25 protein-coding genes, 1 tRNA gene and 1 other RNA gene are annotated in these 23,155 nt (G+C 69.0%); 11 read left to right on the plus strand and 16 right to left on the minus strand.

What is annotated here, in order from left to right:
- Nucleotides 1-34: 34 nt before the first annotated feature.
- From ileS to AC07NG_RS14995, 3 genes are all read right to left on the minus strand, one after another.
- Nucleotides 35-2,944 carry an isoleucine--tRNA ligase gene (gene ileS, locus AC07NG_RS14985; RefSeq protein ID WP_494594847.1) on the minus strand — a complete coding sequence of 970 codons (2,910 nt, stop codon included), beginning with the start codon at nt 2,942-2,944 and terminating at the stop codon, nt 35-37.
- A gap of 78 nt (nt 2,945-3,022) precedes the next feature.
- A complete protein-coding gene (locus AC07NG_RS14990; RefSeq protein WP_199228414.1) occupies nt 3,023-3,067 on the minus strand; it encodes a hypothetical protein in 45 nt (14 codons plus the stop codon).
- 107 nt (nt 3,068-3,174) lie between these two features.
- A complete protein-coding gene (locus tag AC07NG_RS14995) occupies nt 3,175-3,927 on the minus strand; it encodes a YebC/PmpR family DNA-binding transcriptional regulator (RefSeq protein ID WP_487288561.1) in 753 nt (250 codons plus the stop codon).
- A gap of 173 nt (nt 3,928-4,100) precedes the next feature.
- On the opposite strand from AC07NG_RS14995, the gene AC07NG_RS15000 reads away from it, so the two are divergent.
- Nucleotides 4,101-4,490 carry a BA14K family protein gene (locus AC07NG_RS15000; protein WP_199228413.1) on the plus strand — a complete coding sequence of 130 codons (390 nt, stop codon included), beginning with the start codon at nt 4,101-4,103 and terminating at the stop codon, nt 4,488-4,490.
- 43 nt (nt 4,491-4,533) lie between these two features.
- Here AC07NG_RS15000 and AC07NG_RS15005 read toward each other — a convergent pair whose 3' ends face one another.
- On the minus strand, nt 4,534-4,950 hold the full coding sequence (locus tag AC07NG_RS15005; RefSeq protein WP_487288559.1) for an organic hydroperoxide resistance protein: 417 nt from the start codon (nt 4,948-4,950) through the stop codon (nt 4,534-4,536).
- Between the two features lie 143 nt (nt 4,951-5,093).
- On the opposite strand from AC07NG_RS15005, the gene AC07NG_RS15010 reads away from it, so the two are divergent.
- Both AC07NG_RS15010 and AC07NG_RS15015 read left to right on the plus strand, forming a co-directional pair.
- Nucleotides 5,094-5,765: a DUF2059 domain-containing protein gene (locus AC07NG_RS15010; protein ID WP_492853535.1), complete on the plus strand. Its 672-nt coding sequence runs from the start codon at nt 5,094-5,096 to the stop codon at nt 5,763-5,765.
- On the plus strand, nt 5,735-6,403 hold the full coding sequence (locus tag AC07NG_RS15015; protein WP_494594849.1) for a hypothetical protein: 669 nt from the start codon (nt 5,735-5,737) through the stop codon (nt 6,401-6,403). Before AC07NG_RS15010 ends, AC07NG_RS15015 begins: the two co-directional genes overlap by 31 nt.
- Here the strand turns inward: AC07NG_RS15015 and AC07NG_RS15020 are convergent.
- From AC07NG_RS15020 to AC07NG_RS15045, 6 genes are all read right to left on the minus strand, one after another.
- Nucleotides 6,400-7,221 (minus strand): TIGR00282 family metallophosphoesterase, encoded by an 822-nt coding sequence (locus AC07NG_RS15020; protein WP_110119532.1) that lies wholly within the window; start codon nt 7,219-7,221, stop codon nt 6,400-6,402. The genes AC07NG_RS15015 and AC07NG_RS15020 overlap by 4 nt on opposite strands.
- A gap of 6 nt (nt 7,222-7,227) precedes the next feature.
- On the minus strand, nt 7,228-7,842 hold the full coding sequence (locus AC07NG_RS15025; RefSeq protein ID WP_494594850.1) for a 5-formyltetrahydrofolate cyclo-ligase: 615 nt from the start codon (nt 7,840-7,842) through the stop codon (nt 7,228-7,230).
- A gap of 41 nt (nt 7,843-7,883) precedes the next feature.
- Nucleotides 7,884-8,046: non-coding RNA, 6S RNA (gene ssrS / locus AC07NG_RS15030), on the minus strand.
- Between the two features lie 46 nt (nt 8,047-8,092).
- Nucleotides 8,093-9,463, minus strand: coding sequence for a DUF805 domain-containing protein (locus AC07NG_RS15035; protein ID WP_494594851.1), 1,371 nt, complete (start codon nt 9,461-9,463; stop codon nt 8,093-8,095).
- Nucleotides 9,464-9,708: 245 nt separating this feature from the next.
- On the minus strand, nt 9,709-10,035 hold the full coding sequence (locus AC07NG_RS15040) for a cell division protein ZapA (RefSeq protein ID WP_110119535.1): 327 nt from the start codon (nt 10,033-10,035) through the stop codon (nt 9,709-9,711).
- Nucleotides 10,036-10,039: 4 nt separating this feature from the next.
- A complete protein-coding gene (locus AC07NG_RS15045) occupies nt 10,040-10,477 on the minus strand; it encodes a hypothetical protein (RefSeq protein WP_487288555.1) in 438 nt (145 codons plus the stop codon).
- 217 nt (nt 10,478-10,694) lie between these two features.
- Here AC07NG_RS15045 and gap point away from each other — a divergent pair, with 217 nt between their 5' ends.
- From gap to fba, 4 genes are all read left to right on the plus strand, one after another.
- Nucleotides 10,695-11,702: a type I glyceraldehyde-3-phosphate dehydrogenase gene (gap, locus tag AC07NG_RS15050; RefSeq protein ID WP_487288554.1), complete on the plus strand. Its 1,008-nt coding sequence runs from the start codon at nt 10,695-10,697 to the stop codon at nt 11,700-11,702.
- Between the two features lie 67 nt (nt 11,703-11,769).
- Entirely contained in the window at nt 11,770-12,147 is a 378-nt protein-coding gene (locus AC07NG_RS15055) for a hypothetical protein (protein ID WP_494594853.1), read from the plus strand.
- Between the two features lie 11 nt (nt 12,148-12,158).
- Nucleotides 12,159-13,349 (plus strand): phosphoglycerate kinase, encoded by a 1,191-nt coding sequence (locus tag AC07NG_RS15060; protein ID WP_494594855.1) that lies wholly within the window; start codon nt 12,159-12,161, stop codon nt 13,347-13,349.
- Nucleotides 13,350-13,557: 208 nt separating this feature from the next.
- Nucleotides 13,558-14,649 carry a class II fructose-bisphosphate aldolase gene (gene fba, locus AC07NG_RS15065; RefSeq protein WP_494594856.1) on the plus strand — a complete coding sequence of 364 codons (1,092 nt, stop codon included), beginning with the start codon at nt 13,558-13,560 and terminating at the stop codon, nt 14,647-14,649.
- 71 nt (nt 14,650-14,720) lie between these two features.
- Here the strand turns inward: fba and AC07NG_RS15070 are convergent, their stop codons facing one another.
- The 3 genes from AC07NG_RS15070 to AC07NG_RS15080 all read right to left on the minus strand — a co-directional run bounded on the left by AC07NG_RS15070 (nt 14,721) and on the right by AC07NG_RS15080 (nt 16,594).
- Nucleotides 14,721-15,389 (minus strand): NrsF family protein, encoded by a 669-nt coding sequence (locus AC07NG_RS15070; protein WP_494594857.1) that lies wholly within the window; start codon nt 15,387-15,389, stop codon nt 14,721-14,723.
- A gap of 191 nt (nt 15,390-15,580) precedes the next feature.
- Nucleotides 15,581-15,976 carry a ribosomal maturation YjgA family protein gene (locus AC07NG_RS15075; protein WP_494594859.1) on the minus strand — a complete coding sequence of 132 codons (396 nt, stop codon included), beginning with the start codon at nt 15,974-15,976 and terminating at the stop codon, nt 15,581-15,583.
- A gap of 45 nt (nt 15,977-16,021) precedes the next feature.
- Complete coding sequence (locus AC07NG_RS15080; RefSeq protein WP_110119541.1) at nt 16,022-16,594, minus strand: TspO/MBR family protein; 573 nt, start codon at nt 16,592-16,594, stop codon at nt 16,022-16,024.
- 57 nt (nt 16,595-16,651) lie between these two features.
- Between AC07NG_RS15080 and AC07NG_RS15085 the strand changes: the two genes are divergently transcribed.
- Nucleotides 16,652-17,158 (plus strand): GNAT family N-acetyltransferase, encoded by a 507-nt coding sequence (locus tag AC07NG_RS15085; RefSeq protein ID WP_494594861.1) that lies wholly within the window; start codon nt 16,652-16,654, stop codon nt 17,156-17,158.
- A 151-nt stretch (nt 17,159-17,309) separates the two neighbouring features.
- Here the strand turns inward: AC07NG_RS15085 and AC07NG_RS15090 are convergent, their stop codons facing one another.
- Together AC07NG_RS15090 and AC07NG_RS15095 are read right to left on the minus strand one after the other, a co-directional pair.
- Nucleotides 17,310-18,281: a glycosyltransferase family 9 protein gene (locus AC07NG_RS15090; RefSeq protein WP_110119543.1), complete on the minus strand. Its 972-nt coding sequence runs from the start codon at nt 18,279-18,281 to the stop codon at nt 17,310-17,312.
- Nucleotides 18,278-19,474, minus strand: a complete 1,197-nt coding sequence (locus tag AC07NG_RS15095) for a glycosyltransferase family 4 protein (RefSeq protein WP_494594863.1) — start codon at nt 19,472-19,474, stop codon at nt 18,278-18,280. The genes AC07NG_RS15090 and AC07NG_RS15095 overlap by 4 nt, the downstream gene beginning before the upstream one ends.
- 56 nt (nt 19,475-19,530) lie before the next feature.
- Here AC07NG_RS15095 and AC07NG_RS15100 point away from each other — a divergent pair, with 56 nt between their 5' ends.
- Nucleotides 19,531-20,403, plus strand: coding sequence for an alpha/beta fold hydrolase (locus AC07NG_RS15100; RefSeq protein ID WP_494594865.1), 873 nt, complete (start codon nt 19,531-19,533; stop codon nt 20,401-20,403).
- 91 nt (nt 20,404-20,494) lie between these two features.
- Nucleotides 20,495-22,048: a hypothetical protein gene (locus tag AC07NG_RS15105; protein ID WP_494594867.1), complete on the plus strand. Its 1,554-nt coding sequence runs from the start codon at nt 20,495-20,497 to the stop codon at nt 22,046-22,048.
- Nucleotides 22,049-22,053: 5 nt separating this feature from the next.
- Here the strand turns inward: AC07NG_RS15105 and AC07NG_RS15110 are convergent, their stop codons facing one another.
- Complete coding sequence (locus AC07NG_RS15110) at nt 22,054-22,908, minus strand: SDR family oxidoreductase (protein WP_492853552.1); 855 nt, start codon at nt 22,906-22,908, stop codon at nt 22,054-22,056.
- A gap of 168 nt (nt 22,909-23,076) precedes the next feature.
- Between AC07NG_RS15110 and AC07NG_RS15115 the strand changes: the two genes are divergently transcribed.
- Nucleotides 23,077-23,151 (plus strand) — tRNA-Gly (locus AC07NG_RS15115).
- The last annotated feature ends 4 nt before the right edge of the window (nt 23,152-23,155 follow it).

The raw sequence follows: 23,155 nt of genomic DNA on the forward strand, positions 1-23,155 counted from the left end.
CTCCCGCAAGGGGAGAAGGAACAATACGGCGAGCTTAAGCCCGCGCCGCGTCCCAGAAGGCCACGGCGTCGGCGTCGCGAAGGCTAAGCTCCGGATAGCGGGGGTCGGTTCCCACCTCCGGCAGGATGCGCCACGAACGGGCGCACTTGTTCCCCTCGGCCTTCACCGGATCCACCGACACGCCCTTGACCTCGTCGGCCTGGAACGCCCCGCCCTCGCCCGCGACCAGGGTCGCGGCGCTGGTGCGGAACACTTCTGCCGCGTCCAGTCCGTCGAAGGCGGACAGCAGGTCAGCGTCGGCGATGTGGACGACCGGAGCCGCCTCCAGGGCCGAACCGATGCGCTTTTCGCGGCGCTCGACTTCCAGCGCGCCGGTGACGACGCCGGTGACGGTCTCGACCTTGGCCCAGCGGGCCGCCTCGGCCTGGTTTTCCCACGCCGCCGGGGTCTCCGGGACCACGCGCAGGGCCACGGGACCGGCTTCAGGGAAGCGGGTGACCCAGGCCTCTTCCATCGTGAAGCTGGCCAGCGGGGCCAGCCAGATGGTCAGGCGGTCGAAAACGTAGTCCAGCACGGTGCGATAGGCCCGGCGGCGCAGGGCGCTCGGGGCGTCGCAGTAGAGGCTGTCCTTGCGGATGTCGAAGAAGATCGCCGACAGGTCGCTCTGGCAGAACTCGACCAGCGGCCGGATCACGTCGGAGAAGCGATAGCTCTCGTAGGCGGCCTTCACCTGGCCATCCAGTTCCCACAGGCGGTGCAGGATGAACTTCTCCAGCGGCGGGAACTCATTGTAGTCGGTGACCCGCTCGGCCTCGTCGAAGCCGGCCAGGGCGCCCAGCAGGTAGCGCATGGTGTTGCGCAGCTTGCGATAGGCGTCGGTGGTGGTGGCCAGGATCGTCTTGCCGATCCGCTGGTCTTCCGAATAGTCGACCATGGCCGCCCACAGGCGCAGGATCTCGGCCCCGGACTCCTTGGTGATGCTCTGCGGCTCCACCGTGTTGCCCTTGGACTTGCTCATCTTCTCGCCGTTCTCGTCCATGGTGAAGCCATGGGTCAGGACGGCCTTGTAGGGCGCGCGGCCGCGCGAGCCGCAGCCTTCGAGCAGCGAGGACTGGAACCAGCCGCGGTGCTGGTCGGAGCCTTCGAGATAGAGGTCGGCCGGCCAGGCGCTGTCGTCACGGCCTTCGATGGTGAAGGCGTGGGTGCAGCCGCTGTCGAACCAGACGTCGAGGATGTCGCCGACCTTCTCGTATTGGGCCGGGTCGTGATTGCCCAGGAAGTCGGCGTCCGGACGGGTGAACCAGGCGTCGGCCCCGCCTTCCTTGACCGCCGCCAGGATGCGGGCGTTGACGTCGGCATCGACCAGCGGGTGGCCGGTGTGCTTGTCGACGAACATCGCCAGGGGCGTGCCCCAGTTGCGCTGGCGGCTGATCAGCCAGTCGGGACGGGTCTCGACCATGGCCCCGATCCGGTTGCGGCCGGCGTCGGGGTGGAAGGCGGTGTCGGCGATGGCCTGGACGGCCGTCTCGCGCAGGGTCTTGCCGCCCAGCGCCTCGACCTCGTGGTCCATACGGATGAACCACTGCGGGGTGTTGCGGAAGATCACCGGGGCCTTGGAGCGCCAGCTGTGCGGATAGCTGTGCTCGACGCGGCCGCGGGCCAGGAGGTTTCCGGCCTCGATCAGCTTGTCCATGACTGCGCCGTTGGCGGGACCGAACTTGCCGATCTTCTTGCCCTCGGTCTCCAGCACCTTGAGACCGGCGAACAGGGCCACCGACGGGTAGTAGGCGCCGTCCGGGTCGACGGTGTCGGGGATCTCGCGATGACCGTGAGCCAGCCAGACCTGATAGTCGTCGGCGCCGTGGCCCGGCGCGGTGTGCACGAAGCCCGTACCGGCCTCGTCGGTGACGTGGTCGCCGGCCAGCAGCGGCACGGCGAAGCCGTAGTGGCTGTCGAGGTCGGCCAGCGGGTGGGCCAGGACCATGCCTTCGCAGTCGACGCTCTCGACCTTCTCGAAGGCGGCGACCTTGGCGGCCTTGAAGACCTCGCCGGCCAGCTTCTCGGCCACGATCAGGCGATCGCCGACCTGGGACCAGGGGGCGAATTCGAGACCCTCCTCCAGCGCCTTCACCTCGAAGACGGCGTAGGGGATGTCGGGATTGTAGGAGACCGCGCGGTTGGCCGGGATCGTCCAGGGCGTGGTCGTCCAGATCACCAGCTTGGCGCCGACGGCGGCGTCCGAGCCCTCGACGACCGGGAACTTCACCCAGATCGTGGGCGAGACGTGGTCGTGATACTCGATCTCGGCCTCGGCCAGGGCCGTGCGCTCGACCGGGCTCCACATCACGGGCTTGGAGCCGCGATAGAGCTGGCCGCTCGAGGCGAAGCGGTGGAATTCCTCGACGATCTTGGCTTCCGAGGTGAAGTCCATGGTGGCGTAGCGGTTCCACCAGTCGCCCAGCACGCCCAGGCGCTGGAACTCGACCTTCTGGGCCTCGATCCAGCCGGCGGCGTAGGCGCGGCACTCGCGGCGGAACTCTTCGGCCGGGACCTCGTCCTTGCGGCGGCCCTTGGCGCGGAACTGCTCCTCGATCTTCCACTCGATCGGCAGGCCGTGGCAGTCCCAGCCCGGCACGTAGTCGACGTCGTAGCCCAGGGCGAAGCGCGAGCGGACGACGAAGTCCTTGAGGATCTTGTTCAGCGCGTGGCCGATGTGGATCGCGCCGTTGGCGTAGGGCGGACCGTCGTGCAGCACGAACAGCGGCGCGCCGTCGGCCTGGCGCCTGGCGCGCACCGCGCCATAGAGGCCCTTGTCGGACAGGGCCGCCCAGCCCTCCAGGATCTCGGGCTCCTTCTTGGGCAGGCCGGCGCGCATCGGGAACGGCGTGTCGGGAAGGAAAACGGTTTCGCGGTAGTCGCGGGCGGGCGCGGCGTCGTCGGCCATGGGAAGGCTATCCAGCTCTGGAATGTCGGAAGAAGGCGGGTGGAACCCGGCGCGCGCTGGAGGTCTCGTCCGGCGGCGTCACGCCGGGCGGATAATTCGCGCGATCTTCCGAACGGAACTCATGGTGCGACGGGATAGCAGAGCGGCCGCCGCCCGCAAAGGGGAGCCTGACACGGAAACGGCCGCTCCAGTCGCCTGGAACGGCCGTCTCGTCGTTCGATCGAGGAAGATCAGCCCAGCTTGGCCAGGTCTTCTTCGCTGATGTCGGCGCTGGAATAGACGTTCTGGACGTCGTCGTCCTCGTCCAGGCCGTCCAGCAGCTTCATCAGGGAGGCGACGGTGTCGCCGGTGACCTCGTTCAGCAGCTTGGGCTTCCAGACGATCTTGGTCGAGGAGGCTTCGCCGAACTTGGCTTCCAGGGCGGCCGAGACCTCGTTGAGGTCCTCGAAGGCGGTGTAGACGGTGTGGCCGCCGTCTTCGCCCATGTCGCTCTCGACGTCCTGGGCGCCGGCCTCGATGGCGGCTTCCATCATGTCGTCTTCGCTGGCCTTCGAGGCCGGATACTCGATCTGGCCCAGGCGGTCGAAGTTGAAGGTCACCGAGCCGGTGGCGCCCAGATTGCCGCCGTGCTTGGAGAACAGCGAGCGGACGTTGCTGGCCGCGCGGTTCTTGTTGTCGGTTAGCACCTCGACGATGACGCCGACGCCGCCCGGGCCCATGCCCTCATAGCGGATCTCGGCGTAGTCGGCCGCGTCGCCCATCTGCGACTTCTTGATGGCGCGCTCGATGACGTCCTTGGGCAGGCTTTCGGCCTTGGCGTTGTTCACGGCCAAGCGCAGGCGCGGGTTCATGGCCGGGTCGGGCAGACCGGTCTTGGCCGCCACGGTGATTTCACGCGACAGCTTGGAGAACAGCTTGGAGCGCGCGGCGTCGGCGCGGCCCTTGCGGTGCATGATGTTCTTGAATTTCGAGTGGCCGGCCATTCGGAGGCTCTTCTCTAGATGTGTGACATGAATGGGTTGGCGGCGCTTCTACCGCCTCAAGCCGCGTCTTGTCACCCCGGGGATGGAACTGACGGCCGCGCTCGACGGTTGAGGTTGCGCCGAGTTCCTTGATCGGGGGCGCGTCGGGCGCCGGCTCGGCCGGAGTATGCTTCATGCGGAAACTGATGCTCGCCGCCATCGGCGCGGCCCTGCTGGCGGCCGCGCCCGCCGCCATCGCCCAATCGCCTCAATCGTCGCCCCAGTCGCACCCGCCCGGCCACGGCGGCCAGGGTCCGGGCAATGGTCCCGGGCACGGAAACGGCCCGGGGCCTGGTCCGAGCAAGCCGACGCCCTCGCCCGGCCCCAATCGTCCGGGCGGTCCGGATTACGGCCACTGGGACAACCACTGGGGCGTGCGCCCGCCGGCCCCGCCGTCGCACTGGAAGAAGCACAACGGCTGGTACCGCCACGTGCGCGCCTGCCAGCAGCGCTATCGCAGCTACAATCCGCGCACCGACACCTACCGCGTGCGGCCCGGCGTCTATCGCCGGTGCGTGCTGTAGCCTGAGAACGGCGCGGAGCCCGCCGGCTCCGCGCCTCTTGGCTTCACGCCACCTTCAGTTCCACCACCACGTTGCCGCGGGTCGCCTTGGAATACGGGCAGACCTGGTGGGCCTTGTGCAGCAAGTCCTCGGCGACCGCGCGATCGACCGCGGGCGCGTTCAGCGTCAGGCGCACGCCGATGTGGAAGCTGACGTCGTCCTTGATCAGGTCGACCTCGCTGTCGAGGCTGTGCTCGCCCAGGGCGACGCTCTGGCCGCGCGCGACCAGGCCGAGCGCGCCGAGGAAACAGGCCGCGTAGCCGGCCGCGAACAGCTGCTCGGGATTGGTGCCTTCGCCGTTGCCGCCCAGCGACTTGGGATAGCCCAACTGCACGTCCAGATGACCGTCGTCGGTCTTGGCGGTTCCCTGGCGCCCGCCCACGGCGTGGGCCTTGGCGGTGTAGACGGTGGTGTCGGTCATGAGGGCTCCTCTGGCTGGCCTCGGATCGAGCTTGAGCCCCGGATCATGACGGATGCAAGCGGGAGTGGATTGTCGGAAGCCGCCGCGTGGACAGGGCGAGCGCTGCAATGATAAGGCGAGCCCGCATTCATCTGGGGCGAAGAATGAACACCTTCACGCGTATCCTCGGCGCCGCGTTTCTGGCCGCCGCGGCCCTCGCCGGACCAGCCGGCGCCCACGCCCAGCCGGCCGCCGCGCCGGCCAGCCCCGCCAAACCGGTCGCCGCCACGCCCGAGCAGATCGCTCAAGGCCGCCGCCTGATGCGGGCGATGAACCTCGAGGCGGGCGTCACCCGGACGCTGGACATGCTGATCGGCCAGACCCGCGAGCAGACCATCAGCCAGGTCAAGGACCTGCCGGTCGAGAAGCAGCGCCCCGTGATGGACGCCTTCGCCAGCGCCGTCGAAGCGCCCCGCACCCGCCTGACGCAAGGCGTCCTCGACGACCTGGCGGCCTACTACGCCACCCAGCTGTCGACAGCCGAGATCGGCGACCTCAGCACCTTCTACGAAACCCCGCTGGGCCAGAAGGCGGTGCTGACGCCCGACGCGATGACGCCCGAGGAGAACGAGCAACTGGGCGCCTACGCCCTGGAGCACCCGCAGTTCATGCGCGTCCTCCAGCTGGCGCCGGGCACCATGGAGACGACCCGGTCCTCGCTGCAGCGCCGCGGCCCGGTCTTCCGCGCCGCCTTCACCAAGAACTACTGCGCCAACCTGGGCAAGATCGGCATGACCAACACGTCATGCCCCAAGCCCGCAGCGAAGAAGAAGTAGAGCCGATGCGGACAGCGACTCACCTTGGCGGCGCCGTGCTGGCGATCATTCTGTCGACCGCCAGCGCCCTGGCGGACACGCCGCGACCGGGCCAACCGGCTTCGCCCCAGCAGGAGCGGCTGGACGCCGCTCGCCGGCTCGCCGAGGCTCGTCGCAAAACCTCGCCAGGCTCCTCCGACTGGCTGGCGGAAGAGCTCATAAACACCTACGAGCAGACTTGGGTCACGGACAAGACCGCGCCGGCGGACCAGCACGCCCGCCAGAAGCAGATCCTGGCCACGCTCACGGCCCAACCGCGCCAGCAGTTGCGCGAGACCGCCCAATCCACGCGCATCAAGGTCTATCTCGAGGCCGGCGACGCTGAACAGTTGGACCAGATCAGGATCTTCTTCGCCTCGCCGCTTGGTCTCAAGCTGGACAACCACGAGCGGCTTACCGCCGAGGAGAGCCAAGCGATCAACACCCAGCTGAAGCCGCTCGAGGCCCCCTTGATGCTGGTCATGATGGCGGAGATGCAGGTCTCGAACGCGGCGCTCACGGCGCAGAAAACCATTCGCCCGGCGCTCGGCAAGGCCTTCTGCGCGCAGGTGGCGGCCGAGAACCTCAGCAACACCACCTGCGCCGAAGGCAAGTTCTAGACCGCCGGCACCGACTGTTTCAGCCGGCCGCCGACGCGGATCGGCTCGACGCGCACCGCCAGACCGGTGCGGTCGTCGGTCTCGACGAACACGCCGCAGACCGTGGCCGGGCCGCTGGCGGGCTGGTAGCGGCCGCCGCTGATCTTGGTGGTGAAGCGCCGCAGGGGCTCTTCCTTCTGGTTGCCGATGACGCTGTCGTAGTCGGCGCAGGCGCCGGCGTCGGTCTGGTAGGCCGTGCCGCCGGGCAGGATCTGGCAGTCGGCGGTCGGCACGTGGGTGTGGGTGCCCACCACCAGGCTGGCGCGGCTGTCGCAATAATGGCCCATGGCCATCTTCTCGGACGTCGCCTCGCAGTGCATGTCGACGATCACGGCGTCGGCGACCTGACCCAGCGGAGCCTTGTCCAGCTCGCGGTCGGCGGCGGCGAAGGGGTCGTCCATGGCGTCCATGTGCACCCGGCCCAGCAGGTTGACGACGAACACCGTCTTTCCCGAATCCGTCTGGAACAGGTGGCTGCCCCGGCCCGGAGCATCGGACAGGATCGGGTAGTTGGCCGGACGGATCAGGCGCGGTTCGCGCACGATGTAGGTCAGGGCCTCGCGCTGGTCCCAGCTGTGGTTGCCCAGGGTCAGGCAGTCGGCCCCGGCGTCGAACAACTCACGAGCGGTGTTCTCGGTGATGCCGAAGCCGGCGGCGGCGTTCTCGGCGTTGATGATGACGAACTCGAGGCCCAGTTGGCGGCGGAGGCCCGGCAGGTGGTCGGCCAGGCCGTCGCGGCCCGACTTGCCGACGACGTCGCCGAAGAAAGCAAAACGCATGATCGATCAGTCCTTTCGGACCTCGATATACTCGTTTTCGGTCAGAATGGCGTCCAATCGTTGATCGTGCCGTTCGTCGGGCAGATTGCGGGTTTCCTGGCCGTGATAGGCCAGGCCCAGGACGAAGACGTCCTTGTGCTGGCGCAGGGCTTCCAGGGCCCGGTCGTAGTAGCCGCCCCCCTGCCCCAGGCGGCGGCCCTCGCGGTCGTAGCCGAGCAACGGCGCGACCACGAGATCGGGCTGGACGACCGGGTTTTCGGCGACGGGCGCGACCAGGCCGATGGCGTCGCGGGCCAGGGGCTCGCCCGGCGTCCAGGCGCGAAACACCATGCGGCCGCCCTTGCCGTGCGGATCGGCGCCCTCGACGCTGGGCAGGGCCAGGCTCCAGCCCTGCTCGGCGAGCCAGTCGGCCAGGGCGCGGGCCGAAACCTCGGATCCCAGGCCATGATAGACGGCGGCGACCTTGCCTTGCGGCCGCGGAAACCGCGCCGACAGCGCCTCGCGCCCGGCGTCGACCAGCATCCAGTCGGCTTCGGGGTGCTCGAGAGCCAGCTGTTTGCGGCGATTGCGCACAAAGACGCGCAGGGCGGACTTGGCGGCGGCGGGGTCGGCGATGGTCATGGCCGACTTCTAACGCGGGAATGGCGGGAGAGGTAAAGGGTGGCGGCGCCGCGAAGAACCGTGAAGACGTTTCAATCCACTCGAACCTGTTAGTTACAGGTGGGCCCCGTGTTCCCGCAGCCACGGCCACGGGAGGGAACAGGTCCCGATAGAGAGATTAAGGTCCCTGGGAATAGAAATCTTCGACGAGAGCCGCAGCACGACCCGCCACCGAACAAGATAGGGGTTCGGAGGCTCCGGCGATAGGCCCCTATTCCGAAATCGATGTCGCAGGCGCCCGAGCGCCGGCTTCGGCTTGCCGGCGGAAGTGATTCAGCACCCGCCGCTTGTTGGCGTGCACCGCCCATTGCGCCATCGGCGTCCAGTAGGTTGCCGGCGCCAGATCCAGGTCGTGGTGGGTGGCCAGGGTCAGGCGGCTGCGCCCGCCCGGCAGCGGCGTGATGGAGAAGCGCGCGTCCCGGGTGCGGAAGTAGCCGTTCATGTGCGGCGCGTTCACATGGTCGTAAGGGCTGAGCTCCTTCAGCGAAGGCGGGTCGCTGAGGACGATGAAGTCCAGCCGCTTCTCCGGCTCCCAGGCGGTGACGCGTTCGTAGGCCACGCCAGTCGAGAAGACGCCGCGACGGATCGCGCCGACGCCCTCGCCCTGGATCTCTCCCCGCATCGGATAGGCCAGCCCCCAGCGGAAGGGGGCGGCCGGCGCGCCGGGGATCGGCCCCATGTGGACCACGGAATCCCAGACGGCGGCTGGCGGCGCGGCGACCTCCACCGACTCCACGCTCTCGAAATCGGCGCGCGGCGGGGCCAGGGCCTCACCCGCCAGCAGCAGCGGCAGGACCGCGACGCTGGCGAGGGTCGTTCCCCGCCCCCGCCGCCCCAGCCCCGCAAGGGCCCGGCCGATCATCGCCCCGGCCAGGCCCATCGCCACGATCAGCGGTGTGGCCATCACCAGGCAGATCACGCCTTCGAACGCGAAGCCGACCAGCGCCAGGCCGCCCATCAGGAAAGCGAACACGGCCAGGCTGAACGTCCACCCCAGCGTCACCCGCTCGGGACGATTGGCGATGTAGCCGATGACGAGAGCGATCAGGAACGGCGAGCCCACGAACAGGGCGTACCCGTAGACGCCCAGGACCAGGGCCGAAAAAGCGACCACCAGCACGATCAGGCCCACGCCCGCCAGCAGGCCGAAAGCCGCCGTGCGAACGGCCAGGCGGTCGACAACCGCGACCTCGCCCTGGTGTTCCGGCCGGCCGGGCGCCACGGTCAGCCAGGCGATCACCAGCACCTGCAGCAGGGGCGTGAGGGCCAGCAGCGCGATCCAGGCCGATCCCCGCACGTCGCGGGCGCGCCGGAACGCCAGCATGACCAGCAGGATGTCCGCAACCAGCGTCACGACCAGGCCGAGGGGCAGCGCCGCGACGCCCAGGCTTTGCCGCTGCATCGCCGCGTCCATCACCAGGGCGCGGCCGGGATTGATCCAGATCCACCAGGGCGGAACGCCCGGCTCGCGCGCCCACCACACGATGGCCAACAGGACCAGATGCTGGGCCAGCAACACGGCGAGCGAGGCGAGCAGGTAGCGCGCCCGCGCGCCGGCGCCCCCGAAGGCGGATGAAGTCATTCTATGCTTCCCTCCAGTACGCGAAGGCCCAGTCGGAAAGCCACGACGCACAAGATAAATAGCTAATTGCTTAAATACTTATCGTCAAGCGATGCGTCCGCGGAGAGACCGTGGGACGGCCGCAGAGCGGTCGCGAGCAAGGATTGGGATTTGCGAGAATGCCCGCCGCGCCGGAGTCCGAGCGTGGCGGGCGACGAGACGAGCGGCCCCTCCCCGCCTCGTCGGCGGAGCGAAGGGCGAGCGCCCTACCCCGCCGCCAGCTTCTCGATGCGTTCGGCGGCGGCGTCGATGGCCTTGATGGCGCGGATTTCGACGCGGGTCTGCTCGTTCTGCAGGCGGGCCAGTTCCGACTGGTTGTGGGCCAGGCGCAGCTTCAGGTCCGACAGCTCGTCGGCCAGCAGCAGGGCGCCCATCAGGAACAGGCGCGTCTCGCCCAGCTGCCCGACCTCCTGGCTGACCTGGCGGACCTGGCGGTCGAACAGGCGCGCGATCTCGAGGAGGTGGGCCTCCTGGCCGTCTTCGCAGCCGACGGTGTAGGGCCGGCCGTTCACGTGGATGGTCAATTGCGCCATGGGCTCAGGCCTTCGCGGGCGGGTCGGGGTCGAAGGGCGGATCGTCCTCGTCGAACGGCGGCTCCAGATCGTCCTCGAGATCGTCGGGTGCCCCCTCCTCGTCGTCGTGGACGCCTTCGCCGATCAGGCTTTCGTCGCCCAGGGCGGCGCGGATCTCGGCGATGGCGCGGCCCAGGGCCTCGCTGGCCTGCTCGCCGGCCTGTTCCAAGGCGCGCTCGCGCACGCGGGCGGCTTCCAGGTCGGCGGCCAGCTGGGCGGCCTGCTCGACCACCGCGGCGTCGGCCGGTGCCGGCGGCGCCTCGAACAGGTCGCCCGAGGTCGGCTGGGCGGCAAGACGCGCATGCTCGGCCCGCTCGGCGGCGATTTTCTGCTCCAGGTTCGCGACGGCGCGTTCGAGCCGGCGCGCGGCCAGGTCGAGGGCGCTTCCTTCGCCCGGGGTCATCGGCAAGTTCCCATCATGCGGCGCAACATATAGATCGCCGCCGACTTCGCCAGCGGGCGTGACCACAATTGGGCGATGTTACCGGCGTCACAACAATAGCTAATCTGTTGTGAGCGTTCCTGGGCTTGACTTCGGCTCTCGCGACCGCGAAACCGCCTGCAAAATCAAGGAACGCCGCTCGCTTCCGAGCGGGTCCGATCGTGAGGAGAAAGACCACATGGCCCTTCGCGTCGCCATCAACGGCTTCGGCCGCATCGGCCGCCTCGTGCTGCGCTCCATCGCCGAGAACGGCCGCCGCGACATCGAGGTGGTGGCGATCAACGATCTGGGCCCGGTCGAGACCAACGCCCACCTGCTGCGCTACGACAGCGTGCACGGCCGCTTCCCCGGCGTCGTCACCTCGGGCGAGGACTGGATCGACGTCGGCACGGGCAAGATCAAGGTCACCGCGATCCGCAACCCCGAGGAACTGCCGCACGGCGACCTCGGCGTCGACATCGCCTTCGAGTGCACCGGCATCTTCACCGCCAAGGACAAGGCCGCCCTGCACCTGAAGGCCGGCGCCAAGCGCGTGCTGGTCTCGGCTCCCGCCGACGGCGCCGACAAGACCATCGTCTACAAGGTCAACCACGAGACCCTGACCGCCGACGACATCATCGTCTCGAACGGCTCGTGCACCACCAACGCCCTGGCCCCGGTGGCCAAGGTCCTGCACGACCTGGTCGGCATCGAGCGTGGCTACATGACCACGATCCACAGCTACACCGGCGACCAGCCGACGCTGGACACCATGCACAAGGACCTCTACCGCGCCCGCGCCGCGGCCCTGAGCATGATCCCGACCTCGACCGGCGCCGCCAAGGCCCTGGGCCTGGTGCTGCCGGAACTGAAGGGCAAGCTCGACGGCTCGTCGATCCGCGTCCCGACCCCGAACGTCTCGGTCATCGACCTGAAGGTCGTGCCCTCGCGCGACACCACCGTCGACGAGGTCAACGCCGCTCTGCAGGCCGCCGCCGACGGCGCCATGAAGGGCGTGCTGTTCACCACCACCGAGCCGCTGGTCTCGTCGGACCTCAACCATATCGCCGCCAGCTCGACGGCCGCTCTGCCCCAGACCCAGGTCATCGAGGGCAAGCTGGTCCGCGTGCTCAGCTGGTACGACAACGAGTGGGGCTTCGCGACCCGCATGAGCGACACCGCTCTGGAAATGGCGAAGTTCCTCTAAGCAGCCGACCCAACCCCCGCCCTTCCAAGGGCGGGGGTTTTGCTTGGCCCGCCGGCAAAGGACCTAGATGACGACCCTGTCCACAGAACCACTCGTCCGGGCGCATCCGATCGCCCGCCTGTGGACCTGGATCGTCTCGTTCGTTCTGTATCTTACGGCCCTGCCCGTCGCGCTGGGCGGCGCCATGACGGTGACCCATTGGGAGGCCCGCGCCGCGCGCAAGGAAGCGCTGCTGGCCGAACCTCCTCTGCTGGACGTTCCCCTGCTTCAGAGCAACGCGGCCGTGATGGCCGCGGTCGTGGGCTGGCTGGCGGCCCTGGGCCTTCACTTCTACGCCTCGCGCCGTCGGCGCATGCATCTCGCTCACGTGGTGGTTCCCGCCGCGATGTTCCTGTTGTCCATGGTGGCCGGCTTCTGCGTTACGACGGCCGGCGCTACTCGCTAGATGGAAAATCCATGACCTTCCGCACCCTCGACACCGCCGATCTCGCCGGCAAGCGCGCCCTGGTCCGGGTGGACTTCAACGTGCCCGTCGACGGCGGCCGGATCACGGACGACACCCGCCTGCGCGCGGCCCTGCCGACCATCGCCTTCCTGTCCAAGGCCGGCGCCAAGGTGGTGCTGCTGGCCCACTTCGACCGCCCCAAGGGCAAGGTCGTGCCGGAGATGAGCCTCTCCTTCGTCGCCGAGCCGCTGAGCAAGCTGCTTGAGCAGCCGGTGGCCTTCGCCAGCGACGCCATCGGTCCCGAGGCCGCCAAGGTCGTAGACGGCCTGGAGAACGGCGGCGTCGCCCTGCTGGAGAACGTCCGCTTCCACGCCGGCGAAGAGAAGAACGATCCCGAGTTCGCCAAGGCCCTGGCCGCTAACGGCGACGTCTATGTCAACGACGCCTTCAGCGCCGCCCACCGCGCCCACGCCTCGACCGAGGGCCTGGCCAAGCTGCTGCCGGCCTATCCGGGCCTGGCCATGCAGCGCGAGCTGGAAGCCCTGGACGCCGCCCTGGGCAACCCGAAGAAGCCGGTGATCGGCATCGTCGGCGGCTCGAAGGTCTCGACCAAGCTCGACCTGCTCAACAACCTGGTCGCCAAGCTGGACCGCCTGGCCATCGGCGGCGGCATGGCCAACACCTTCCTCTTCGCCCAGGGCCACGACGTCGGCGGCTCGCTCTGCGAAAAGGACCTGGCCGACACCGCCCGCGAGATCATCGCCAAGGCCGAGACGGCCGGCTGCGAACTGCTGCTGCCGGTCGACGTGGTGGTGGCCAAGAAGGTCGCCCCGGGCGTCGAGACCGCCGTGCGCGGCCTTGGCGAAGTGCAGTCCGACGACCTGATCCTCGACGCCGGCCCGGAGAGCGCCAAGCGCCTGCTGGCGGCCATGGATCAAAGCGTCACCTTGATCTGGAACGGCCCGTTGGGCGTTTTCGAGGTGCAACCGTTCGATGAAGCGACCGTTTCGGCGGCGAAACACGCGGCGGAACTGGCTAAATCGGGTAAGATCGTGGCGGTTGCAGGCGGCGGTGATACTGTCGCTGCGCTCAACCACGCGGGCGTGTCGGCCGACTTCACCTTCGTTTCGACGGCGGGCGGCGCGTTCCTGGAATGGATGGAGGGCAAGACGCTTCCGGGCGTCGCGGCCCTGGAGGCCTAAAGGGAGGACCTTCTCCGGCCAGCCGAACGGCGCCGGACCTCAGCAAAGTCGGAACGCCCCGCCCCGAGCCTTTCGGGTCCGGGGCTTCCGCTCTCGGATCACCGGACGAGGAACCGGCTCCGGGAACCCTGGGCAAAGAGCGCAAAAGCGCCGCGCCCCAAAAACAAGAACCAACCCAACGACTTCAAGCTTGCAGGAGAAAGACCACGTGGCGAGGATCACGCTTAGGCAGTTGCTGGACCATGCGGCGGAGCATGAGTACGGCCTGCCCGCCTTCAACATCAACAACATGGAACAGGGCCTGGCCATCATGGAGGCCGCCGACGCGGTCGACAGCCCGGTCATCATCCAGGCGTCGCGCGGGGCGCGCAACTACGCCAACGACATCATCCTGACCCGCCTGATCGACGGCCTGGTCGAGCTCTATCCCCACATCCCGGTGTGCATGCACCAGGACCACGGCAACGGCCCGGCGACCTGCGCCACGGCGATCCAGTACGGCTTCACCTCGGTGATGATGGACGGCTCGCTGATGGAGGACGCCAAGACCCCGGCCTCCTACGAGTACAACGTCGACGTCACCCGCAAGGTGGTCCAGATGGCCCACAGCTGCGGCGTCTCGGTCGAGGGCGAACTGGGCGTGCTGGGCTCGCTGGAAACCGGCATGGGCGAGGCCGAGGACGGCCACGGCTTCGAGGGCAAGCTGTCGCATGACGAGCTGCTGACCGATCCTGACCAGGCGGTCGACTTCGTGCAGGCCACGGGCGTCGACGCTCTGGCCATCGCCATGGGCACCAGCCACGGCGCCTACAAGTTCACGCGCAAGCCGGACGGCGACGTCCTGGCCATGAACGTGATCGAGGAAATCCACCGCCGCCTGCCCAACACCCACCTGGTGATGCACGGCTCGTCCAGCGTTCCGCAGGACCTGCAGGACATCATCAACGCCTATGGCGGCGAGATGCCCCAGACCTGGGGCGTGCCGGTCGAAGAGATCCAGCGCGGCATCAAGCACGGCGTGCGCAAGATCAACGTCGACACCGACAACCGGATGGCCATCACCGGCGCCATCCGCAAGCTGCTGATCGAGAAGCCGCACGAGTTCGACCCGCGCGCCTATCTGAAGCCGGCCAAGGAAGCCATGCGCAAGGTCTGCCAGGCCCGCTTCACCGAGTTCGGCTCGGCCGGCCACGCCAGCAAGATCAAGGCGATCTCGACCGCGGTCATGGCCAAGCGCTACGCCGCCGGCGAGCTGGACGCCAAGTTCGGCGCTCCGGCCGGCAAGGCCGCCGCCGAGTAAGGCTCGCCGCCTTCAGGCAGCTACAGAGGCCCTTCCGGTTCGCCGGGAGGGCCTTTTGCTTTGGTGGGTGATCAGGCGGCCAGGCGGTTGATCGCCGCCCCGGCCGCGCCGCACAGCAGCACGCCGCCGGTGTACCACAGGCCCACGAAGACGAAGGTCGAGTGCGGGCAGTGCAGGCCGTAGAGGCTGGCGGCCACGCCGCCGGCGAAGATACCGGCGGCGAAGCCGGCCAGGACCGGCCGCTCGCAGTCGGTCGCCCGCAGCGCCGTCAGGCTGAGCAGCAGGGTCGGCAGGGCCATGACGACGATGTTGAAGAAGCAGGCCGTCACCGAGGCGGGCCGGAACAGGCGCGCCAGACTGTCCGGATCCAGGCGCAGGACCTCGGTCACGCCGCCGACCAGGAACACCAGGGCCGCGGCCGCGGCCACCAGCACGGCGGTCGGCGCCGGCGGACCCCGGCGCAGCAGGCGCGCCAGACCGTCGAACCCGGCCGCGCCCAGCGAGGCGGTGAAGACCAACTTCAGCCAGAAAAACGGGTGCTCCGGCGCGGTGTCGATGTCGGGCCGCAGGTCGAGCCAGAAGAACACCAGCAGCAGGGCCGCCAGCCCGCCGGCGACGCCGATCTCGACCAGCCGCCAGGCCGGGCGCGCATCTCGCGGGCCACGGCCGGTCGAGCGTCGCGATACGCGGCGCGCCAGGGCCGAGAAGCCCTCATGATAGGTCGCGTCGTCGAAAGCCAACCGGCCGTTCCCCCGCAGCGATTATCGTCGCCGTCGTCCCCTGACGGCGCGCTTTTGAGATGCGATCTCATAAGCCGGGGCGAATGCGTAAAGACTGGGCAGCGGAAGTCAATACCGGCGTTCTCCGACTCCTGTGGAGCGGTTGTGGACGCTCTTCATTCGCGCATGGCGACGCTTTCGGCGCCCGCCCTTCAGGCCGCGCGTTTCGCTCCGATCACGGATCTTCCCGTCGCCCGGCGATCGGCGAGAAGCGCCAGGACGCCGCCCAGGCCGTAGCAGACCAGGTCGCTCGGATCGAACACCCCGCCAAACACCACGCGGGCCAGGGCGTTGCCCTGCAGTCCGACCAGGGCCAGGACGTGCGCCGCCTGGCCAAGCTCGATGGCCACGCCCAGGCCGAAGGCGCAGGCCGCGGCGCTCGTCGCATTCAACGGGGTTATGCCGCGAAGGCCGAAATGGACCATGGCCACGGCCAGCACGTCGCCCAGATAGGGCCGCACGAAACGGTCGCGCCACCACAGGGCGATGGCGACCTCGACCGCGAACAGGCCGATGGCGACAACCAGATGACCCAACCGAATCCGCATGCCCCTCCCCGTCTCGAGAACGAGGAGGAAGCCGCGTTGGGGCGCTCAGTGCAAGGTGGGCCGAACCGGCGAACGCCGCCACAGCTGGGCGGTCAGGGCGTTGGCCACGCCCAGCCAGCCGAGGTCGGGCGACGAGGCGCCGCCGACCTTGCGGGCCTCGACGGCGTAGGCGGCCGAGGCGCCCAGCGAGGCGGTGGCCACGGCCAGCTGGCCGCCGCCCCGCTTCGTGCCGAACGCCAGCCACAGGGCGTTGAAGCCCTGGGTCAGGCTCCACAGGGTAAGCGCGCGGGTGCGGGCGGGGCTGGACGGCGCGTTCCAGGTGCGCAGGCCCGACAGGGTCATGGCGATGAACAGCGGCGGCAGCAGCAGGCTGGTCAGAGGCTTGGGCTGGTGGGCGACGGGCTCGTGCATCTCGGCGTAGCCGACCGCGTATTCCTCGTCGTCGATCACCCGCTCGTGGCGTCGGCCCATCAGCGTCGCGGCCAGCAGCGCCCCGCCGGCCAGGGCCAGGCCTATGGCCAGTTGCGCGCCGGCGCTGTTTCCGCTGGTGTCCGGCTGGAACGCTTCGCGGCCGGCCAGGGTGCGATGGGCGTACGGCTTGCCGGTGGTGATGCGCATGACGGACTCCTCGATAACTTGGAACCGTAAACCGCTCAGCTTTCGGCTTGGTTCCAGATGACCCGCGCCCCCACGACTCCCATCCTGCTACGTCCCGCTCGCGCCGTCGAGGTCGAGACGATCCGTGCGCTGGAGCGCGCCTCGGCACAGCGCTTCGTCGGCCTGATGGACGCCATCGCCGCCGACGAGCCGACGCCTGCGGCGGTGCTGGTCCGGCGCATGGCCGAGGACGGCCTGCTGGTCGCCGAGGCGGACGGGGTCATCGCCGGCTTCGTGATGTTCCGGCCGTTGGAGGACGGGCTCTATGTGGAGCAGCTAGACGTCCTGCCCGCCTTCGCCGGCCGCCGGATCGGCGCGGCCCTGCTGGACGCCGTCGCCGCGCGGACGGAGGGCGGCCTCGTCCTGTCGACCTTCCGCGACGTGCCCTGGAACGCGCCCTACTACGCGCGGCTGGGGTTCGTGGAGGTCCGCGCGCTGACGCCGGGCATGGCGGCGATCAGGGCCGAGCATCTGGCGCGGGGGCTGGACGAGGCGGCGCGGGTGTTCATGGCGCGCAAGCTGTAACCCTCTCCCAAAGGGAGAGGGAGGGGCCCGCGCGTAGCGTGGGAGGGTGAGGGGTTACAGTGGTGGACGTCGTGCCGGCACGCCGTCTTCGGTCCCTAACCCCTCATCCGGCGCTGACGCGCCACCTTCTCCCTATGGGAGAAGGAAAAACCTACCGCGGCAGCAGCGAGATCGCCGTGCTGGCCACGGTGCTGACCGGCAGGGCCTTGAGGTCGGGCGAGCGGATCACCGCCACGTGGCCGCGCGGGCCGCACAGAGCCGGGTCCGAGGCGTCGGAGAACAGGGCGATGGTCGGCGCGCCGGCCGCCGCCAGCAGGTGGGTCGGGCCGGTGTCGTTGCCGACCACCAGCGCGGCCTTGGCGCCGAGCACCGCCAGCTGGGCGAAGTCGGTGCGGCCGGTGAGGTCGCGGGCCTGGCCGGCCGCCTTCTGGATCTGGCGGGCCATGGCGCTTTCCTGCGGCCCGCCGATGATGACGATGTCGAGGCCCTTGGACTTCAGCAGCGCCGCCAGCTGGGCGTAGCTCTCGACCGGCCAGCGCTTCTCGGGCCGGTGGGCCGAGCCGCCGGGCACCAGCAGCACATAGGGCTTGGGCGCCACGGCCCCGGCCACCGGCCGGGCGTCCTTGTGCTTGCGCAGGATCCACGACAGGTCCGGCGGCGGGGCGCTGCCCGGCTCGATCGGCGCGTCGGGCCAGATACCGGCCTGGCGCAGCTGGTCGGCGTGCCGCTCCAGGGTGTGCATGTGATAGCGGGCGCGGCCGCGCTGGGGCAGGCTGGCGCCCTTGGCGATGCCCGACCATTGCGGCGGGAACGGCCGCAGGGCCTGGAAGTACCAGCCGGTGCGGCTGTTGGTCTGCAGGTCGTAGACGCGGTCGTACTTGGCCTTGCGGATGCGGCCCAGCATCTTGAAGAGGTCGCCGGCGTCGGACGGACGGCCGTCCACCTCGACGGCGTTGAAATAGGGCGACAGGCGCGCCAGGGCTTCGAACGGCGGGGTGGTCAGCAGGGTGATCTTGGCGCGCGGGTGAGCCTCGCGGATCTTCTTCATCGCCGCCAGGGCCAGGACGAAATCGCCCAGCGCGCCCAGCTTGATGACCAGGACCTTCTTGATCTCCTTGCTCAACCCTTCGACTCCGAAACTCTCGCACCGGCCCTATGGGCCGCGATCACGCGCGCATAGACCTTAAGGGTCGCCTCGACCATGGCGTCCACAGAATACAACCGGCGGGCTCGGGTGCGGGCGGCCTGGCCCATGGCCTGGCGTCCGGCCGCGCCCGCCTCGCAGGCGTCGTTCAGGGCCTTGGCCCAGGCCTCGACGTCGCCGGGCGCGGCCAGCCAGCCGGTCTCGCCGGGGACCACCGTCTCGCGCGCCGCGCCATGGTCGGCGGCGATCACCGGACGGCCCATGACCTGGGGCTCGACCGCCGTGCGGCCGAAGGCCTCCGGCTCCAGCGACGGAGCGATGGCCAGATCGGCCAGCAGGTAGGCGGCCGGCATGTCGTCGCAGTGGCCCACCAGCTTGACGCTGTCTTCCAGGCCGGCCTGGGCGATCATGTGCTCAAGCTCGGCGCGATAGCCCTTGCGGCCCTGGTCGTCGCCGGCCAGCAGCAGCAGGATCCGGGAGTCGCCCAGGGCCTTCAGCCGGGCCAGCGCCTGGATCGCCAGCCCCTGCCCCTTCCAGCGGGTCAGCCGGCCTGCCAGCAGCACCTTCAGGCGTCGCTCGTCGGGGGCCACGCCCCAGGCCTGGCGAAGGGCCTCGACCCGGTCGGCCGAGACGAAGCTGGGCTCGAAGCGCGAGAGGTCCACCCCGCGCGGAATGGCGACCACCCTGTCGGGATCGATACCGTGCTCGGCGATGACGTGGGCGCGGGTGTATTCGGAATTGGCGATCACCAGGTCGCCCTTGGTCATCACCGCGTTGTACCAGCGCTTGAGGCTGGACTTGGCGTTGTAGACCCCGTGATAGGTGGCCACGAACGGCGCCTTGGTCGCCTGCGCCGCCCACAGGGCCGAGAAGGCCGGGGCGCGCGAGCGGGCGTGGACCAGGGTCACCTTCTCGCGGCGGATCAGGTCGATCAGGCGGGCGGCGTTGCCCAGCATCACCAGCGGGTTCTTCGACTGGGCCGGCATCTGGGCCAGGCGACCGCCGTCGGCCTCCAGCCGCGCGGCCATGCGGCCGCCGCGCGTGGCGACCAGGGCCTTGCCGCCCAGGGCGACCACGCCATGGGCCACGTCGATCGTGGTCTGCTCGGCGCCGCCGGTCTCCAGTTCCGGAGTCACCTGCAGCAGGGTGAAATCATCGGGAAGGATGGACACGCCGCGCTCTGAAGAGGTTAGGAGAAGCTAGTTAGCGAAACGAACAAGGCCGCGCCATGACCGAAGTCCGCGATTTCCATCCGCGCGAGGAAAATCAGCGTCTCGCGTACCGCCAGGTGGACGGCGAAGGCCCCACGGTGGTCTGGCTCGGCGGTTTTCACTCCGACATGACCGGAACCAAGGCCCAGGTTCTGGCCGAACAGGCCCTGGCGACGGGCGGAGCCTATCTGCGCTTCGACTATTTCGGCCACGGCGAATCATCGGGCGCGTTCAAGGACGGCACGATCAGCCGCTGGCGCGCCGACGCCCTGGCGGTGATCGACGCGTTGACCGAGGGTCCGCTGGTGCTGGTCGGCTCGTCGATGGGCGGCTGGCTGGCCTGCCTGGCCGCCATCGCCCGGCCCGAGCGGGTGAAAGCCCTGGTGCTGGTCGCCCCCGCGCCCGACTTCACCGAAAAGCTGATGGGGCCCGAGCTTTCGGACGAGGCCAAGGCGGCGATCGAGCGCGACGGCTTCTGGGTTCGTCCCTCCGAATATGACGACGACGGCTACGCCATCACCCGCGACCTGCTGGAGGACGGCGGCCGCTGGTCGATCCTGCCCGGCCCCGTGCCGATCGACGTTCCGGTGCGCGTGCTGCAGGGCGGCCAGGACGACGCCGTGCCCTGGACCCACGCCCTGGAGCTGGCCAACGGCCTGACCAGCCAGGACGTCGTCTTCTCGCTGATCAAGGACGGCGACCACCGCCTGTCGCGCCCGCAGGACCTGGAACGCCTGACCGCCGCCGTCGCCGAAGCCCGTGTGCTGGCCACGCCGGTCGACGACGACCCGGTCGCCCGCCGCCTCGCCCGCGCCGCCCGCGCGCGTTCGGCGGGACAGGCCCCGACGGCCGCTTGGGCCGCGGCGGACCTGGGGGACGAGGAGGAGTAGAGACCTTCTCGCCCGGTCAAAACAAACGTCAGGCGTCATCGATCCCGATTGACTCACCCAAGGTTGCATATCATCGTTCTTTGAAATCCATGTGAAGGCCTTGCCGCCTTTGCTGGACTGGAAGGCCGAGCAGCCGGGGGGCATGCCTATGGGTCTGACGACGAACAACGGCCTGGCGCCGTTCATCCTGGCGCTGCTTTTCGCCTGCATCGCGCCGGCGACCTTCATCTATCTGCGCCATCAGGTGCGCCTTCAGAGGCTGCGGATTCTCGACCAATTCCAGACGACGTTCGAGCAGGGCGGCCGGCGGCGATCTGGGCCTTCCGAGGAGACGGAGCGTCCCGCCGACAAAGGAGCCGAACCGAGCCGGACAGCGGGCCCCATAGACGGCTACGTCACGTCTCTCGAGTACACGCGGGAAAAATATCTCGAAGACCTGAGCGACGCTCAGGCCACCATCATCAAGAACAAGCAGCATATCGCCTGGCTGCGCGTCGCAAGCAGCTGGCGCCTCATGGCCGCCGCGGCGCCCTTCGCCCTGCTTTCCACCTTCGGCTTCTACCTTCTGCTCTGCTGTCTGGGCACGGCCTCGTGGGACGTCCTGCTGGAAAAGCCGTGGCGCCCCGTCCTGCTCGTCGGCGGCCTGCGCCATCCCGACGAGGCCTATGTCGGCGAGGTGCTGACCGTGGCCGCCTTCGCCTTTCTGGGCGCGTACCTTTTCGCGCTCAACACCCTGGTCAGGGCGGTGGCCACGTTCGACCTCTCGCCGCTCACCTTCACGCGCCTGTGCGTGCATGTCGTGATCGGGGTCGCCGGCGCGATCACGCTCTTCCGGGCCTTCCCCGACCTGATCACGATGCTCCCGCCTCTGGAGAATGTTCCGATCGTCAACACGCTCGACGCCGACGGACTGCCGTTCACCTGGTACGCCGCCGCCTTCATTCTCGGGCTGCTGCCCGATCTGGCGGTCAACGAGCTGATCAGCAGGTTTCAGAACCTGCAAGGCTCCAAGATCAGGGACAACAGCCTTCTGGCCTCGACCAAGTCGATCTCGCCGGAGGTGATCGACGGAATAGACTTCTTCATCCGCTTTCGGCTGCAGCAGGCCGACATCTACGAGGTCCAACACCTGGCGGTCGCCAATCCCATCATGCTGTTCGTCGAGACCCCCTACGGCATCTATCAGTGCATAGACTGGGTCGCCCAGGCGCAGCTGTGCACCGTCGTCGGTCCGGAGCGCTTCCTGGCGCTGAGAAGCTTCAACATACGCACCGTCTTCGATGTGGAGCGCGCGATCCTTGGGGAGAAAACGACATCGCAGTTGCGCCGACTGGTCGGCGCTCTGATGTTCACCATTCCGCCCGAGCAGCCCAAACGCGCCTGGCGCTTCTGGGATCTGAGGAAAGCCACCAATCCCGGTCTCGTAGGCTCGACCGAGTTCGGCGACTACGTGGCGCAGTTGCTGGGTGAGATCCCGACCGACCACCGAGGCCGGCCGATGCCCGACTCACCCGATCAGACGCTCATCCATTTCGCCAACATCGTCCTGGATGACCTGCATGTGCACCGGCTGCGCGACATCTGGCTGCTGATCGAGAGCCGCTTGAAGCGAAGCGGCAGGTTGCTGCCGGACTCGATCACCTAAGCTCCCTACCCTTTCAAGATCGCCGCCAGGCCTTCGCGATAGGTCGGATACTTCGGCCGCCAGCCGAGCTCGGCCTTGGCCAGGGCGTTCGAGACGCGCTTGTTCTCGGCGTAGAAGCGGCGGGTGGCCGGCGACAGGCCCAGGGCGTTGAACGGCAGGTCCGGCGGGACCGGGACGCCCAACAGCAGGGCGGCATGCTCCATGACGTCCTGCGGCGGGGCCGGCTCGTCGTCGCAGAGATTGTAGACGGCGCCGGCGCGGGGGCGCTCCAGCGAGGCCAGCAGGCCCGAGACGATGTCGTCGCGATGGATGCGGCTGAATACCTGGCCCGGCTTGACGATGCGGCGGCCCTCGCCGGCCTTCAGGCGGTCGAAGGCGCTGCGGCCCGGGCCGTAGATCCCCGGCAGGCGGAAGGTCACGACCGTCAGCCCCATGCCCCGGCAAACCTGGCGCCAGTCGCGCTCGGCGCCCACGCGGCGCGCGCCCTCGACCGACTGGGCCTTCAGCGGGCTCGATTCGAACACCCAGCGGCCGTCGAAGTCGCCATAGACGCCGGTGGTGGAGAGATAGCCGATCCAGTCGGGGAAGGCCTCGGCCGCCGCCAGGGCGGGAATCACCGCCTCCAGGGCCGGGCAGCCCTCGCCGGTCGGCGGCGAGGTGACCAGCACGGCGTTGACGCCGCGCATGGCCTCGACCATCGCGGCCTTGTCGTCGGGGTCCACCGCCGCGAAGCCCTGGGCCTCCACCGCCGCCCGCGCCTCGGGCGTTCGGCCCGTCGCGGTCACCGACCAGCCTTGCGCGGCCAGAGATTCGGCGAAAGCGGCGCCGACGAAGCCCAATCCGAACACGAAGAGACGCAAACCCAGGCCCCGACCTCAAATCCAAGGGTCCAATGAGCCGCTCAAACGGCCGGTTCCGCAAGTGCGACATTCATCCCCATGAAGTTGGCCAACAGTGCTTGCCAAGCCCGGATCGCTCTGCCATAAGCCGCCTCCTCGTCGCGGGGCGCTGTTTTCAGCCTCTTCGATGCGGGCGTAGCTCAGTGGTAGAGCGCCACCTTGCCAAGGTGGATGTCGAGAGTTCGAATCTCTTCGCCCGCTCCATTCG

It is taken from the genome of Caulobacter sp. GW821-FHT10C03 (genome assembly GCF_059415485.1).